Source organism: Limosilactobacillus antri DSM 16041 (assembly GCF_000160835.1).
Taxonomy (GTDB): Bacteria; Bacillota; Bacilli; order Lactobacillales; family Lactobacillaceae; genus Limosilactobacillus; species Limosilactobacillus antri.
On the sequence record NZ_GG700733.1, the window covers coordinates 736,415 to 752,432 of the forward strand.

13 protein-coding genes, 1 pseudogene and 1 other annotated feature are annotated in these 16,018 nt (G+C 52.2%); of the genes and pseudogenes, 10 read left to right on the plus strand and 4 right to left on the minus strand.

Annotated features, from left to right (window positions below; genetic code table 11):
- Positions 1-181 precede the first annotated feature (181 nt).
- Complete coding sequence (locus HMPREF0494_RS06985) at positions 182-1,372, plus strand: aminotransferase-like domain-containing protein (protein WP_040458887.1); 1,191 nt, start codon at positions 182-184, stop codon at positions 1,370-1,372.
- 78 nt (positions 1,373-1,450) lie between these two features.
- On the opposite strand, the gene HMPREF0494_RS06990 is transcribed toward HMPREF0494_RS06985, so the two are convergent.
- A complete protein-coding gene (locus HMPREF0494_RS06990; protein ID WP_007124253.1) occupies positions 1,451-2,827 on the minus strand; it encodes an amino acid permease in 1,377 nt (458 codons plus the stop codon).
- Between the two features lie 184 nt (positions 2,828-3,011).
- Positions 3,012-3,128, plus strand: a sequence feature (ribosomal protein L10 leader region).
- 31 nt (positions 3,129-3,159) lie between these two features.
- On the opposite strand from HMPREF0494_RS06990, the gene rplJ reads away from it, so the two are divergent.
- The 6 genes from rplJ to cydC all read left to right on the plus strand — a co-directional run bounded on the left by rplJ (position 3,160) and on the right by cydC (position 10,329).
- Positions 3,160-3,660: a 50S ribosomal protein L10 gene (gene rplJ, locus HMPREF0494_RS06995; protein WP_007124254.1), complete on the plus strand. Its 501-nt coding sequence runs from the start codon at positions 3,160-3,162 to the stop codon at positions 3,658-3,660.
- 62 nt (positions 3,661-3,722) lie between these two features.
- On the plus strand, positions 3,723-4,088 hold the full coding sequence (gene rplL / locus HMPREF0494_RS07000; protein WP_003716085.1) for a 50S ribosomal protein L7/L12: 366 nt from the start codon (positions 3,723-3,725) through the stop codon (positions 4,086-4,088).
- Positions 4,089-4,414: 326 nt separating this feature from the next.
- Positions 4,415-5,848 carry a cytochrome ubiquinol oxidase subunit I gene (locus tag HMPREF0494_RS07005; RefSeq protein WP_007124256.1) on the plus strand — a complete coding sequence of 478 codons (1,434 nt, stop codon included), beginning with the start codon at positions 4,415-4,417 and terminating at the stop codon, positions 5,846-5,848.
- Positions 5,849-6,868 (plus strand): cytochrome d ubiquinol oxidase subunit II, encoded by a 1,020-nt coding sequence (cydB, locus tag HMPREF0494_RS07010; protein ID WP_007124257.1) that lies wholly within the window; start codon positions 5,849-5,851, stop codon positions 6,866-6,868. It abuts the gene before it with no gap.
- On the plus strand, positions 6,868-8,580 hold the full coding sequence (gene cydD / locus HMPREF0494_RS07015) for a thiol reductant ABC exporter subunit CydD (protein WP_007124258.1): 1,713 nt from the start codon (positions 6,868-6,870) through the stop codon (positions 8,578-8,580). The genes cydB and cydD overlap by 1 nt, the downstream gene beginning before the upstream one ends.
- Positions 8,581-10,329, plus strand: a complete 1,749-nt coding sequence (gene cydC, locus HMPREF0494_RS07020; RefSeq protein ID WP_007124259.1) for a thiol reductant ABC exporter subunit CydC — start codon at positions 8,581-8,583, stop codon at positions 10,327-10,329.
- A 10-nt stretch (positions 10,330-10,339) separates the two neighbouring features.
- Here cydC and HMPREF0494_RS07025 read toward each other — a convergent pair whose 3' ends face one another.
- The gene (locus HMPREF0494_RS07025; RefSeq protein WP_040458889.1) at positions 10,340-11,323 is read right to left on the minus strand and encodes a polyprenyl synthetase family protein; all 984 of its coding nucleotides are present in this window, start codon (positions 11,321-11,323) and stop codon (positions 10,340-10,342) included.
- Positions 11,324-11,383: 60 nt separating this feature from the next.
- On the opposite strand from HMPREF0494_RS07025, the gene HMPREF0494_RS07030 reads away from it, so the two are divergent.
- The 3 genes and pseudogenes from HMPREF0494_RS07030 to HMPREF0494_RS07040 all read left to right on the plus strand — a co-directional run bounded on the left by HMPREF0494_RS07030 (position 11,384) and on the right by HMPREF0494_RS07040 (position 14,774).
- Entirely contained in the window at positions 11,384-12,286 is a 903-nt protein-coding gene (locus HMPREF0494_RS07030) for a prenyltransferase (protein WP_040458890.1), read from the plus strand.
- A 24-nt stretch (positions 12,287-12,310) separates the two neighbouring features.
- On the plus strand, positions 12,311-13,531 hold the full coding sequence (locus HMPREF0494_RS07035; RefSeq protein ID WP_007124262.1) for an NAD(P)/FAD-dependent oxidoreductase: 1,221 nt from the start codon (positions 12,311-12,313) through the stop codon (positions 13,529-13,531).
- A gap of 205 nt (positions 13,532-13,736) precedes the next feature.
- Positions 13,737-14,774: pseudogene (locus HMPREF0494_RS07040) on the plus strand (DUF5692 family protein).
- A gap of 274 nt (positions 14,775-15,048) precedes the next feature.
- Here HMPREF0494_RS07040 and HMPREF0494_RS07045 read toward each other — a convergent pair.
- Positions 15,049-15,336: a hypothetical protein gene (locus HMPREF0494_RS07045; RefSeq protein WP_007124265.1), complete on the minus strand. Its 288-nt coding sequence runs from the start codon at positions 15,334-15,336 to the stop codon at positions 15,049-15,051.
- 178 nt (positions 15,337-15,514) lie between these two features.
- The gene (gene mscL, locus HMPREF0494_RS07050) at positions 15,515-15,892 is read right to left on the minus strand and encodes a large-conductance mechanosensitive channel protein MscL (RefSeq protein ID WP_040458891.1); all 378 of its coding nucleotides are present in this window, start codon (positions 15,890-15,892) and stop codon (positions 15,515-15,517) included.
- Positions 15,893-16,018: the final 126 nt, after the last annotated feature.

A 16,018-nucleotide genomic window follows, 5' to 3' on the forward strand; every position in this document is an offset into this window, starting at 1 on the left:
AAAAAGATTTTTTAAATGGTCGCCATTTTATGAAGAAAGTGTTTCTGGGGGAGCCTGAAGTTCAGGAAAATCAACTTTGGTGCTTAACAAGAGTTGGCAATTAGTGTATACTACGTGCCAACGGCAGTTTATTAAAAACAAATTAAAACTAGCCGATCTTTATCTAAGAGGAGTGACGACAATGACAGAGTTTAAATTTTCTAAACGAGTTCCAGCAGACGGCACGGATGCGGTTGGAGCCATCTTAAAGGCAGCGGCGGATCCGCGAATTATTTCCTTTGCTGGAGGGTTGCCGGCACCCGAATTATTCCCAGTTAAGGAAATGCAGGCTGCGGTTGACCTGGCTTTTGAAGAGCACGGCCAAGAAGCGATGCAATACGGGGCCGCTAAAGGGGTAACCGCCCTGCGTGAACAAATCTTAAAACACGTAAAAGAAAAAGAAAATGTGACCGGGGAGTTAGAAAACGTCCTGGTAACCACGGGGTCTGAGCAGGTCCTGGACCTGGTTGGGAAGGCCTTTGTTAATCCCGGAGACACGGTGCTGGTTGAACAGCCGACCTACCTGTGTGCCCTTGACGTCTTCAAGTCCTACGGGGCCGATTTCGTCAGCGTTGCTACTGACGATGATGGGATGAAGATGGATGCGCTGGAAGCGGCGCTGAAGGCCAACCCGACGGCTAAGCTAGTCTACACGGTGCCGAACTTCCAAAACCCGACTGGCCGGACGATGCCTGCCGACCGTCGTCAACAGTTAGCGGAATTAGCCGCTAAGTATGACGTCCTGGTCTTAGAGGACAACCCCTATGGTGAAATCCGCTTTGCTGGGCAGCACGTTCCGGCGGTCAAGTCTTTTGATAAGGATGGTCACGTTCTGTACATGAGCACCTTCTCAAAGACGCTGGCGCCGGGCTTCCGGCTGGGCTGGCTCGTGGCCGACGCTAAGGTAGTCGATAAGCTGACGGTGCTCAAACAGTCTGCTGATCTCCATACCGACAACCTGGCCCAGTACGCCGTGGTTGAATTCTTAGCCCATAACGATTTAGATGCGCACGTAAAGGAAATCAGCGCCCTTTATGGCAAGCGCAAGGCACTGATGGTTGAGGGAATCAAAGAGTACTTCCCCGCCGGCGTTAAGTACACTGATCCGGAGGGCGGGATGTTCCTCTGGGTTGAGGTACCGGGAGTTAAGGACACCGTTGAACTGTTCAAGCAGTGCCTGGAACACAACGTTGCCTTTGTGCCGGGGGACCCATTCTTTGCCGGGCAGCCGCAACCAGGAGCTTTCCGCTTGAACTACTCCAACGCTGAAGAGGACAAGATTAAAGCCGGGATGAAGCAGTTGGGTGAAGCCCTGCAGGAAGCCGTTAAGTAACGGGGAAATTGTAGTTTAGTTGAGTCACGCGAATTAAATAGGGGACTGCGGCAAGTTTTGTCACAGTCCCTTATTTTTTTACTTCAATTTCATTTGGCCTAACGGTACCAGGTGCGTGTGGTGGCGGAGCTTATAGTAAAAATAGAAAAAGATAAACAGCGGCACACTCATGTAGGTAATTAAAATATTCGACCAATCCAGCTTGACGAAGGCGTTGACATTCTGTCCCGCAATTACAACGATGCAGAGGATAAAAGCAAAGATGGGACCAAACGGGAAGAGGCCGGCGTGGTAGTCGAGTTCGTCTAGGGTGTGGCCCTGGCGCAGGAAGCCGCGGCGGAAACGGTAGTGAGCAATTGCGATGCCCAGCCACTCCATAAAGCCGCCGAGACTATTGGCGGAAATCAGGTAGTTATAGACGTTGGGGCCGATAAATTGCAGGGCCCACATTGCCAAGCTCAGGAACGACATTGCCAAAAAGCTCAGGATCGGAATTCCCCGCCGGTTGACGGCCCGGAAGCCCTTCCAGAGGAAACCGTCCATTGACTGGGAGAACAGGATTCGTGAGATGGCGTACAGCCAGGAGTTTGCCGACGAAAGCACCGCGATCAGGATGACGAAATTCATGATTCCGGCCGCCGATCGTAGTCCGGCATACTGGAAAATCAGGGTGAAGGGACTGGTGACAATGTCCGTGACGTCGGCGGACAGGAGGCTCTTATTCGTGTACGGCAAGACGCAGGCAATCACGAAAATCGTCAGGACATAGAAGAGCAGGATCCGCCAAAAGGTGGCGTGGATTGCCTGGGGAACGCTATGCCGCGGGTCCGCGGACTCACCGGCAGCGATCCCAACCATTTCGGTTCCTTGAAAGGAGAAGCCGGAAACGACGAAGGCACTGATGATGCCGGGAATCCCATTGACGAAGGGGGCCTGCTTATAGGTGAAGTTCTTAAAACCCAGTGCGTGGTGACCGCCAATCAGGCCCAGAATAACCGCGATCCCGACAACCACGAAGATGACGACGGCCGCGACCTTGAGCAGGGCCAGCCAGAACTCGGTTTCCCCGTAGGCCCGCACCGAGAAGTAGTTAATGATGAAAATAATGCCAAAGGCGAGCAGGCTAAAAATCCAGCCGGGGATGTGCGGGAACCAAAAATTCATTACGATACCGACGGTTGACAGTTCGACTGCGACGGTAATTGCACCGCAGAACCAGTAGTTCCAGCCCATTGCAAAGCCGAGTGCCGGGTCGACGTAGCGGTTGGCATATTCCGCAAACGAACCGCTCCGGGGGTTGTAGGTTGCCATCTCCGCAAGACTGGTCATCAAGAAAAACACCATCAGGCCCATCACGGAATAGGCGACGAGGCTGCCGCCGGGTCCCGCCGTCGTGATGGCGGAGCCACTAGCGATAAATAAGCCGGTCCCGATCGTGCCGCCGAGTGCGATCATCGACAGGTGACGGGACTGGAGCGTGTGCCGAATCTGACCTTGATTATGCAAATTAAATCACTCCTTCTTTATGGTACCCAGTTTAATGATTTCCTTACTTAATGTAAAATGCTTCCTTGAAAAATCAGGAGGGGGGAAGAAATTCCTTTACAACAAGCTGAGGATCGTGCTATACTATCTGAGTTGATTAAATATGACTCTGCCTAAGACTCAGGTGGCACCCGCCTTAATTATGCCTGCCGAGGAAGAAATGTAAATTCCTTCTCTATGTCTGCGGTCATAGGGATTTTTTTATAAATCCGGTCAAAATAAATTGCGGGAGGTGAAAATTCATGAGTGAAGCAGCTATTGCTAAGAAAGCAGAAATCGTTAAGCAAACCGCTGATTTGATTAACGCTGCTGAAACAGCTATCGTTGTTGACTACCGTGGCTTGACTGTTGCCGAAGTTACTGAACTGCGTCAACAGCTCCGTGACGCTGGCGTTAAGATGTCAGTTATCAAGAACAAGATTCTTGACCGGGCCGTTGAAGGTACCGACTACGAAGATCTGCGGTCGACTTTTGTTGGCCCAACTGCTGTGGCATTCTCCGATGAGGACCCGATTGCCCCAGCCAAGATCTTAAAGAAGTTCGCTGACGACCACGACGCTCTTGAAATCAAGGGTGGCTTCATCGAAAAGAGTGTTAAGACTCTTGATGAAATCAACGAATACGCTACGATGCCTAGTCGTGAAGACCTGCTGTCCATGCTTGCATCCGCATTGCAAGACCCAATGCGCAAGATTGCCCGGGCAGTCAAGGCCGTTGCCGACAAGGAAGACGAAGCCGCATAATTACCGTTTATCGGTTCAATATCAAATTAAAATCAATTACCTAAATATTGGAGGAAATAAACATGGCTTTTGATAAGGATGCTATCATTGCTTCATTAAAGGAAGCATCAATCTCTGACCTTAACGATCTTGTTAAGGCAATCGAAGAAGAATTCGACGTTTCAGCTGCTGCTCCAGTTGCTGTTGCTGGTGCTGCCGGTGGCGACGCTGCTGCTAAGGACAGCTTCACTGTTGAATTGACTGAACCAGGTGCTGCTAAGGTTAAGGTTATTAAGGCCGTTAAGGACATCACTGGTGTTGGCCTGAAGGATGCCAAGGACCTTGTTGACGGTGCTCCTTCAGCAATCAAGGAAGACGTTAAGGAAGACGAAGCTAACGACATCAAGGAAAAGCTTGAAGCCGCTGGTGCTACTGTTACCCTTAAGTAGTTCTTCAAAAGGCTGCCATCCGGCGGCCTTTTTTATTTTAAATTTTTTTGTAGCTTAGTAGTTTAAATTCTATTTATTAGGGATTTTTGTTATCTACTGATTAGCGATTTGAAAGCCCGCGAGCACTGGCTTTCGGAAGGGCAATTTATGCTTATAGGGGCGTAATAAAGCCTATTTAGCATTATCAATTAGTACTTTTTGAAAATCGTGATATAAAAAATTTAATCGTCCTTGCAAGTAAGCGCTTTGCGTTGTAAACTTAACATGTAATAAGCAATTATTGTTAAACTGTGATAAGTTATTTCGTTTACTGGAGGGGATTAACAATGGATATTGTTAGTTTAGCGCGTTTCCAGTTTGCGATGACGACGGTTTTCCACTTTTTCTTCGTCCCATTTACTATTGGGACGGGCCTCGTCGTTGCAATTATGGAAAGCATGTATGTCCATACGAACAACCCGTCATATAAAAAGATGACGAAGTTCTGGGGCAATATTTTTATGCTGAGTTTTGCAGTCGGTGTTGTTACCGGGCTGATTCAGGAATTCCAATTTGGGATGAACTGGTCAGACTACTCCCGGTTCATGGGGGACATCTTCGGTGCGCCACTGGCCTTTGAAGCTCTGCTATCGTTCTTTATTGAATCGACCTTTATCGGTCTGTGGGTCTTTACCTGGGACCGGGTCAAGAAGGGCCTGCACTTGTTCTTTATGTGGATGATTGTCTTTGGGACCATGACGTCCGCCCTGTGGATTTTATCAGCGAACTCGTTCATGCAGCACCCGGTTGGCTTTACCGTTCGCAACGGCCGGGCCGAAATGGTCGACTTTGGCGCCTTACTGTCTAACCCGCAATTAATGTTTGAATATTCTCATGTTCTATTGACTGCGGTCCTGACTGGGGCCACCATTATCACCGGGCTGGCCGCTTTCCAGCTACTGAAGAAGCGGGCCCTGTCCGATGAAAACAAGCTGATTTACCACAAGACGATGCGGCTCGGCTTAACCTTGATGCTGATCTTCTCACTTGGTGCCATCGTCGCCGGTGATATGCAGATGCAGTACTTGATTAAGGAACAGCCAATGAAGTTTGCGGCAACCGAGGCGGTCTACAAGACGACTAAGAGCCCGGCACCGTGGACGGTTGTCGGAATCGCCGACACCAAGACCCACCAGGTCAAGGGCAAGGTTGAGATTCCCGCAATGCTGAGTGTCCTTTCCTACCACAAACTTTCTGGTTCTGTCGAAGGGATGGAAGAAATCAACGCCCAGCTCGAAAAGAAGTACGGTACCCACATTGATGGGCAGAAGATGAACTACTACGTTCCGGTTAACACCTTGTTCTGGAGCTTCCGGGTAATGTGTGGCTTTGGGGCGCTGCTCGCCCTGGTTTCCATCGTCGGTTTGGTTATGACCAGGAAGAGCAAGCCAACCCTGTACAACCACCGCTGGATGCTGTGGGTCTTAGCCATTTTGACCTTCTCACCATTCCTGGCTAACACCGCCGGTTGGTTCATTACCGAGTTTGGTCGGGCACCGTGGACCGTTTACGGACTGTTCACCATTGCGCAGAGTGTTTCGCCAAACGTTTCGGTTGCGTCCTTGCTGACGTCAAACATCGTTTACTTTATCCTCTTTACCGTCCTGGCAATTATCCTGATTGTACTGATCGTGCGCTTCTTGCGCAACGACCCAGTGGAATGGGATGAAGCCCAGGCAGATAAAAAGGCCACGGATCCATTCGCAAAGGGGGCCTTCTAAATGTCATTTCTGCAAATTTTATGGTTTATCCTGATTGGCGTCCTGTTTGCGGGCTTCTTCTTCCTGGATGGCTTTGATTACGGTGTCGGCATGGCAGTCGGGACGCTTGCCCACGATGAGGGTGAGCGGACGCAGCTGATCCGCTCGATCGGTCCGGTTTGGGACGGCAACGAAGTATGGTTAATTACCGCCGGTGGTGCGATGTTCGCATCGTTCCCGTACTGGTACGCCACCCTCTTCTCTGGCTACTACCTGATCCTCTTGCTGATTTTGGTCAGCCTGATTTTACGGGGTGTTTCCTTTGAATTCCGGGCGAAGAGTTCAGACAGCAAGAAGCCGGTTTGGGACCGTATCCTGGCTTGGTCCAGCTTCTTTGCCCCATTCCTTTTCGGGGTAATGTTTATCTCGATGATCAAGGGGATGCCGATTGACGCTGCGGGGAATATCCACGCCCACTTCTTTGACTACTTTAACTGGTTCTCAATCGTCGGCGGGATTGCCCTGGCACTGCTGACCTACCTGCATGGTCTGAACTACATCACCTTAAAGACTAAGGGACCAATTTCTGAACGGTCCCAGAACTACGCCCAGGCCCTCTATTGGGTACTGTACGTCGGTGAAGTAGTCTTTGCGCTGCTTCTACTGTTCCAGACCGACTTCCTGGCGGTTCACCCAGTGCTCACCTTGCTGTGCTTAGTCCTGATCGTCGGCTTCTCTGTTTGGGCCCACGTTGCTACCTTTAAGGACAAGCAGGGGCAGGCCTTTACGGCGAGTGGCTTAACCCTGATTGCGCTGGTTGCGCTGATCTTCTGTGGTCTCTTCCCACGGGTAATGATTTCTTCAATCAGCAGCAAGTTTGATTTGATGATTCAAAGCGCATCCTCATCCAATTACACCCTAATTGTGATGACGATTGCCACAGTAATTTTAGTACCATGCGTCCTGGCATACACGGTCTGGGCTTACTGGATCTTCCGGAAACGGATTGCCATGCCACGCGTGGGGGAGGCAAATTATTAATGATTGATCGAGAGCTATTTCAACTCGCGGGAGCTAAATCAATCAGTCAAAAGCTTGCGGGACTGGACGTTCTGCAAGCTTTTTTGATTGTCGGCCAGGCTTTAGCACTGAGCGCCGTCATTACGCAGCTCTGGCAGGGCCATTCCCTAAACTGGCCGTTGCTGGCGGGCTTTGCGGCCTGTTTTACCGGCCGGCAGCTGTTAACCTGGCTTAGCGACCGCTGGCTTGACCACTACGCGGGTCAGACCGCGCAGACATTACGCCGCCGGCTGTTGGCAAAGCTCTTCCAGCAGGGGCCGGCCCTGGTGCAAGCCCAGGGGACGGGGAGCATGATTACGATGACCCTCGACGGGATTGCCGAGGTCCGTCAGTACATCAAACTGTTGTTTTCCAAGACCCTGGCGATGATGATCGTGCCGGTGGTGGTCCTGATTGCGGCCGGCTGCTTGGACCTGCGTTCGGCGGCCATCCTCCTGCTGATGTACCCGTTAATCGTAATGTTCATGATTATCCTGGGAAAAGCGGCCCAGGCAAAGGCGGAGAAGCAGTTTGGCAACTTCCAGAAATTATCAAATAATTTTATCGACTCCCTACGGGGGATTGCGACACTCAAATACTTAGGGCTGAGCAAGCGCTACTCGCGGAGTATTTTCAACTCAAGTGAGCACTTCCGGGAACGGACTATGCGGGTATTAAAGATTGCCATGCTTTCGACCTTCGCCCTAGACTTTTTCACGACCCTGTCAATTGCCGTCATTGCGGTTTACCTGGGGTTTGACCTGATTAAGGGAAAGATCGATCTCTATCCCGCCCTGGCCGTGTTAATCTTGGCACCAGAATACTTCTTGCCAATCCGCAACTTCGCCAGTGACTTCCACGCGACGCTCAACGGCAAGAACTCATTTAAGCGAATTCACCAGCTGATTAACCAGCCGACCCCGCCCACGGTCGACCTGGCCCTGCACGAATGGGGGGCAGGGGATGAATTAAAGCTGGACCGGGTGCAGTTCAAGTACCAAAACGGGGCGGCCATTGCCCCCTTGACGCTGACCATCCGTGGCTACCAGAAGGTGGGGATTATCGGTATGAGTGGGGCCGGCAAGACGACCCTGATCAACCTCCTCAGTGGCTTTTTAACGCCAACCGCGGGCCAGATTGCTATTCAGGGGCACCCGGACCTTGCCAGCTTGGACATCCCAGACTGGCGCCGGCAGCTCCTCTACATCCCGCAGAACCCGTACGTGTTTACCGCGACCCTGCGGGAAAACATCGCTTTCTACACCCCAGACGTTAGTGACAAGCAGGTGCTGGAAGCAATCAAGGTTGTTGGCCTGGAGGATCTCTTGGCTGACCTGCCGGAAGGGCTGGACACGGTCATCGGGAGCGGCCGCCGGGTCCTTTCTGGCGGCCAGGTCCAGCGAATTGCCCTGGCCCGGGCCTTCCTGGATAAGCAGCGGCGGGTCATGATTTTTGACGAACCGACCGCCCACCTGGATATTGAAACCGAGCTGGATTTAAAGGCGCGGATGCTGCCGCTGATGGACCAGCGGTTGGTATTCTTTGCCACCCACCGGCTGCACTGGATGAAAGAGATGGACTACATTTTGGTAATGAACCACGGCAAACTCGTTGGGCAGGGGACCTTTGCCGATCTCCAGCAGGACAATGAATACTTCCAGCAGCTGATGAAAGAAATGCGGGGTGAAGACTAGATGTTTAAACGGATTTCCTTATTGCGGGCCCTAAAGCGCGACCGCTGGGTCCGGCCCTTTTTGCGGCGCTACCGGAAAACGCTGATTTTCGCAATTACTATCGGGGTCGTTACCTTCGTCTGCGGCGCCGGGTTAATGTTTAGTGCTGGTTTCCTGATTAGCAAATCGGCGACCCGGCCGGAGAACATCCTGCTGGTGTATGTGCCCATCGTCCTGACCCGGGCCTTCGGGATTGCCCGGCCGGCGTTCCGCTACCTGGAACGCCTGGTGAGCCACAACTGGGTTCTTAAGATGACCTCCCGCCTGCGCCAACGGCTCTATGATACCTTGGAGCGTGACGCGACCTCGTTTTCCAGCAAGTACCAGCTGGGCGATATTCTCGGCCTCTTGTCCGATGACATCCACCACATCCAAAACCTTTACTTGCGGACCCTCTTTCCGATGTTCGTGGCGTGGGGGCTCTATGCCCTGATCGTGGTGGCTTTTGGAATCTTGTCGCCGCTGATGGGGCTGTGGATGCTAATCCTATTTGGCCTGATGATTTTTGCGATTCCGCTCTGGTCCGTCCTGGTGAACGGGGCCCGTCAGGAATACGAAAAGGACGTCAAGGATCAGCTGTACGTTAACCTGACCGATAACGTCCTTGGAATTGCCGACTGGGTGCTGGCTGGACGAAGCAATGCCTACCTCCAGCTTCATGACCAAAACGAACGGCAGTACCTGGCAACCGCCCGGGCGATGCACCGTTTTGAACGGCTCCGGGACTTCTTGATGCAGCTGCTGGTCCTGCTGCTGGTAATCAGTCTGCTAATCTGGGGCGCGGCCCGGTTCGGCGGCCAGGCCGGCGGGCCGGCCAACTGGATTGCGGCCTTTGTCCTAGCGGCCTTTCCGCTGATTGACGCCATCGCACCGCTGCCGGCTGCAGCGCAGGAAACCAACGTTTACACCAATTCGCTGGTGCGGTTGAATAACCTGCCAGCCCCGACCGGTCAGTCGACCACCGCTCCAACGATTACGCTGCCGGCTGCGCTGCAAGTCCGGGACCTCCACTATACCTACCCAGAAACGAGTAAGGAGGTTTTGCGGGGGATCAGCCTCGCTATCAAGCCGGGCGAAAAACTGGCAATCCTGGGCCGGAGCGGTGCCGGGAAGAGTACCTTAGCGGCCCTGCTCCGCGGTGACCGGACCCCGACGGCCGGGAGCGTTACCCTGAATGGGGTGCCAACCGCCCAGTTTGGCGACCAGATCGCCGACTACATCAGTGTCATTAACCAGCAGCCTTACCTGTTTAACACGACGATTGCCAATAATGTTCGCTTGGGAAATGAAGCGGCTAGTGATGATGACATTTGGGCGGTCCTCCGCCGGGTGGGTTTAGCCAAGATGGTGGCCGACCTGCCGCACGGCCTCGATACCAAGGTTGATGAAGCGGGTCTGCGTTTTTCTGGTGGTGAACGCCACCGGCTCGCGCTCGCCCGGATCCTGCTCAAGGACACGCCAATCATCCTGCTGGATGAACCCACGGTGGGGCTGGACCCGATTACTGAGCAAGCCGTTATCAATACGATCTTTAAGCAGCTTGCCGGTAAGACACTGATCTGGATCACCCACCACCTGCAGGGGATTGACCACTTTGACCAGGTTATTTTTATTGAGGACGGCCAGTTGGCCATGCACGGAACACCAACGGGATTGTGGCGGACAAACCAGCGCTATCGGGAACTAAAAAAAGCCGACCAGGGACTTTAATCCTGGCGGCCTAGTTGGTCCGTTTTAAGAGTTGGGATGTCATATGCTGTAAGAGCCGCCGGGCCTTTGTCGCCGGAAGCTTTGTCAGGTCAGTGAGCGCCCCCTGGGTGAACTGGCTGGCGAGCTGCCGGCTCTTTTTGACTGCCCCGCCGGCGATCACGTACTGCTGTACCCGCTGGATGTCCGTTGCCGTTAATTGCCTTCCCTTAGCCAGCAACGGTTTGACCTGGGCGGCGCTGGCTGGGTCTTGCAGGGCCAGCAGCACCGGAAGGGAGTAGACCCCGGTAGCGAGGTCTTCGAGCACCGGTTTGTTGAGTTCCTTGCCGCCGGTATAATCGAGGATGTCATCGAGCATCTGGAAGGCAATGCCCAGCTGCTGACCAAAGGCGGCGGCACTGGCAACCTGGTCGGCAGTGCCGCCGGCAAAGTGGGCCCCCTCCTGGGCGGCTAGCTTAAACAGGGCGGCGGTTTTGCCCTTTACGTTAGCGAGGTAGTCGGCCAGCGTTTGCTGGAGGTTGAACCGCTGGCCCATCTGGCCTAACTCGCCGTCTAAGATCTGCCGCATTGCCTGGGCGTTGACCCGCAGGTAGGCTGAAGAAGGGATGGCCTCCAAGAGCAGGTCGAAGAAAATTGTGAAGAGCAGGTCGCCGGCGTAGACCGCGGTATCCTTGCCAAAACGGGCTTGGATGCTGACTGCTCCACGGCGTTCGGGCGAATCGTCGATAATGTCGTCGTGGATGAGGGTTGCCATGTGGAGGACCTCGATCGACGCCGCTAGTTTAACCAGCCGCTCATCGTCCTGGCTGTCCGTCGTGAACATCCGGCTGACCAGGAGCAGAAGGGCTGGGCGGAGGTACTTGCCGCCATTATTTGCCATGGTCACCAGGGCGGTATGCAGGTCCGCATTTTGGCAGTCAATGCGTTCCTGGATGCACTGGTTGACGGCTTTGAGTTGGGTGCTGATAAGTGGATAAGTTTGCCAATTGTTATTCATAGTAATAGTTTTCCTTATATGCTGTCTTTAGTTATAATTATACCGAAAGGATGTGGTTTAGTGTCGTTAAATGTTTTCTTGGAGCTGGTTGAAATCAAGGCGAAAACGGCGAGCGTGGTTCCCTTTTTCCTGGGGATGGCCTTTAGCCTGTACTACTTCCACTCGCTGAATTGGCCCTTAGCAATTATCTTTTTTGTGGCGATGTTCTTATTCAATATGGCGGTGGATATGCTTGATAACTACAACGATTATAACCATGCAGTTGATCAGCAAAACTACAAACAGAAGACCAACATCATCGGGCGAGAACGGCTGTCCCCCCGGCTAGTGCTTACCTTGCTGGTGACCTTTTCCGTGGTGGCCGCCCTGCTTGGCTGCTGGCTGGTCTACCGCGCGGGCTGGCCGGTCCTGTGGATGGGGATGTTCTGCTTTGCGGTCGGCATCCTCTATTCGTCCGGTCCGCACCCACTCTCCAGCCTGCCCTGTGGCGAACTGGCGTCGGGCTTTACGATGGGCTTTATGATCGTGCTGCTTAGCGTCTACCTGAATGCTTACCAGCAGTTTGAGTGGAACTGGGCGACGCTGTGGCGGGTCTTTATCGTCGCCCTGCCCGATGAGCTGTGGATTTCCAACCTGATGCTGGCTAATAACATCTGTGATGCTCAGGAGGATGATGACAACCAGCGGACGACCATTGTACACTTCATTGGTAAGCGGAACGCCCTGATTGCCTTTTCGGCCAAAAACGTGCTTGCGTTTGCCATGATTATTGTTTCACCATTTTTGAAAATTGCGCCAATGACGGTATGGCTGACACTTGTTATTTTACCGTTTACTTATCACCAGAACAAGTTGCTGATGCAAAAGCAGGTGAAGAGTGAAACATTTATCTGCGGGGTCAAAATTCTGCTGGTCGGTTCGCTGGCCCAGTTGCTTACTTACTGGCTCGGAATCGTAATTTAATAAGGATAATTGGAGGAATTAAAAATGAAAAAAGTTGTTGTATTAGGAGCCGGTTATGCCGGCCTCAAGACCGTTGTTGAACTGCAAAAGAAGTGCCGGGGGCAGGTTGAAATCACCCTGGTGGACGAAAATGATTATCACTACGAAGCAACCGACCTGCATGAAGTTGCTTCGGGAAACCTGCCGGCCAGCAAGATTACCTTCCCGATTAGCGACGTTTTGGACCCGAAGATGACAACGCTGGTCCTGGCCCACGTCTCCCGGGTTGACGAGGAGAAGCGGCTGGTGATCCTTGATGGGCACGCGCCATTGGAATATGACTACTGCGTCTTCGCCCTGGGCTTCGTTTCCGAAACCTTCGGCATTAAAGGGGCGGCGGAAAACAGCCTGCCGATGACCAACGTCAAGGAAGCCGAGGCTATCCATGAGCACATCCTCGAGCAAATGAAGGACTACCAGCAGACGAAGGATGAAAACGACCTCCGGATTATCATCTGTGGGGCCGGCTTTACCGGAATCGAACTGGCGGGGGCCTTAGCCGATGCCCGGGTTCGCTATGCCAAGCTCGCCGGGGTAACGCCGGACCAGATTAAAATCGACATTATCGATGCCTCCAAGCGCCTCTTGCCAATGTTTAATGATAAGCTTGCCGATTACGGGATCAAGCTGCTGGAAAAGCTGGACGTGAACATTATTACTGAGGCCCTGATCCAGGAAATCCAACCGGACCTGGTTCTCTACAAGGGTGCTAATGATGCAGACGGGACCCCATTGCACAAGGTCGCGGGCAACACCATCATTTGGACGACCGGGGTCAGCGGCAGTCCGGTCGTTGCCGAATCGAACCTGCAGGAACGGCGGGGCCGGGTAATGGATACGGCCCATCTGACGGCGCCCGACCACGATGATCTCTATATGGTTGGTGACGTGGCCGCCGTAATGCCGCCGGACGGCAAGCGGCCGTACCCAACGACTGCCCAGATTGCCCTGTCGATGGCTAATTACGTTGCCAAAGACATCGCGGCCCGGGTAAAGGGCACGAGCCGTCCTGGTGCTTACACTTACAAGTCCCTAGGGACGGTAGCCTCCGTCGGCAACACCCGGGCCTTCGGGGAAGCGGGCGGCCACTCCTTCAAGGGCTACCCGGCTTCGGTAATGAAGAAGATGATTATGAACAAGTCGCTAATGGAATTAGGCGGTCTCAAAGAGCTGATTTCCAAGGGACGGTTCGACCTTTACCACTAGAATCAAAAAGACAGCTCGGCCGGAGTTCCTTCCGGTAGAGCTGCCTTTTTTATGGACATATTAACGGTAAAATGTTGAGAACAGTATCATTTAACTGCACTATTTCGCGACAATTGATTGAAAGCGGTTACCGAATACCAGCCGAAGCATTACAAAATAAAGGTGTCAGCTAAGACAAATTTTGACGAAAGGAAGGTACAATTCAATGCTATTTCAAGTTTATGGTAGTCAATCGGGCTGGCAATTATTCGGTTGGATTCTCGTATTTATTTGCCTGGTGGTTACTAACGAAATTGCACGGCGGACGAAGGTCGGCGGCCTGTTCTTCTTTGTCGTCCTGCCGATTGCACTGACGATTTACTTTATTGCAATCTACGTCTGTGCTGGGCAGGGGCAGTCCTGGGCGCTGCATAATCCGACCTATTTTCATATGAACAGCTAGTTTCATTACGCAAAGCTCTACGCGGCCACCTTTGGCTGTATCGGTTTCATGATTCTTAAGTACCACTGGGGCCACTTGGGGAAGGCTTACTGGTTTAAGATTTTCCCGTTCGTGATCGTGGCGATCAACATCTTTATCGCCGTAGGGAGCGACTTTGAGTCGGCAATTCGAGGAATACACGCCCTGCAAACGACGGGGAGCCAATGGTGGCTCTCCTCGGAAGGGGTTTGGCTCTATGGTGGCTGGTGGAACGTCCTTAATGGCCTGGCCGGGATTATCAATGTCTTTTGTATGACCGGCTGGTTTGGGATTTACTCTTCCAAGAATGAGCAGGATATGCTGTGGCCAGACATGACCTGGGAATTTATCCTGGCTTACGATGTTTGGAACTTTGAGTATACTTACAGCAACCTGCCGACCCACTCCTGGTACTGTGGGTTAGCGCTGCTGCTCGCCCCAACCTTTGCTGCAGAATTTTGGAACAAGGGTGGCTGGATTCAAAACCGGGCCAACACCCTGGCAATCTGGTGTATGTTTGCCCAGGTCTTCCCGCTCTTCCAGGATCATAGCAAGTTCTCTGTCCTGCCGGTTCTCTACCGGGACGGGGTAATGAACCCGGCAGTCCACCCGACTGCTGCTGACCCGCACATGATGGGAATCATTGCTATCTTTTCAATTGTGATTAACGTGGTTGTGTTCACTGACATTTGGAAGCGGGCACTCAAGCAACACATCAACCCATACCTGCAACCAGTATTCGTGGGTACCAGGGATTACGACGAAGCAATGGCCCGTCGTTAGTGTTGCCAGTCGAGAAACGTGGGGGATGTACCATCCAGAGCAGTTATGCTCCCCGTGAGTTTTGTTAGAAAGCAGGGGCGGTCCCGGTCCCCAGAGTTTGGTTTTATCAAGCTCTGGGGACCGCTTTAGTTTAAATTAGCTTAGGGAGTTGCCGCTTCACCGTACGACCCGGCGCCGTGCCGGTTTTACGGGCTTCGACACGAAAACGAGGGCCTGCGGCAAAACATAGTTTTGTCACAGGCCCCCGCGTGGTTAACGAAGTGCGAACTTCGTTTTAGTGACTGCCGGCATGGTGAATATTACCAGCAGACAGGCTCCGGTATCCAAAGTAGAATTGAAGAATAGCAACTACGATGTTAATCCAATTCATCGCAATGAACCAGCCATCAATTCCGCTGCCAACTGGCCCCGCCATGTAGTAGACACAGAAACCGATAATAATGGCACAAACATTAATCCAGGCGAAGGTCTTTTGTAACGTCTGATCGTCGAGCTTGAACCACATCCAAATGACGTTGATAACAAACCAGATGGCTAAAATCCAAAATACAGTGTTAAACATAAGACATCCCTCCTTAGATAAATATTGTTTACCAAAGAATAACAAATAATATTATTTATTATTCACCTTAATTATAACTTTGATTGGCGGAAAAGCAAACCATAACGGTTGCAATTTGATTACTCACGGATTAAAGAAACTAAATTGCCCCGGCAGTGGACACCAGCCCGCTTTTATCCTAGTTGTCGGTCTTGTTTTCTTTTAAGAGTTCAGTGATTTCCTTGAGGTACTGAGCCTCTGGACTGGGCTTAGCCGGGGCCGCTTGCTCCTTTTTCCGGAACTTATTGATTCCCTTTACCAGCATGAAGACCACGAAAGAGATAATCAGGAAGTTAATGACCGCGTTTAGGAAGGCCCCGTATTTGAATTGGGCGTCGCCAATGGTAACGGCTAGGTTGGAGAGGTCGATTTTACCAATAAACAGGCCGACTAGGGGGTTAATCAGGTTGTTGACCAGTGAGTTGACAATCGACGTAAACGCGGCCCCGACGATGATCCCAACGGCCATATCGATGACGTTGCCCCGGGCGATGAAGTCCTTAAATTCTTTGAGCATAGTATCCTCCTTGATGATGATTTGTAAGGACATTGTAGCAAATTAGCAGAAGGCCCGGCTATTTTAGGGGGATGAACTTAACGAAAAATCAAGGGATGCAAAGGGGGCTTAAATCATGGCTAGGGC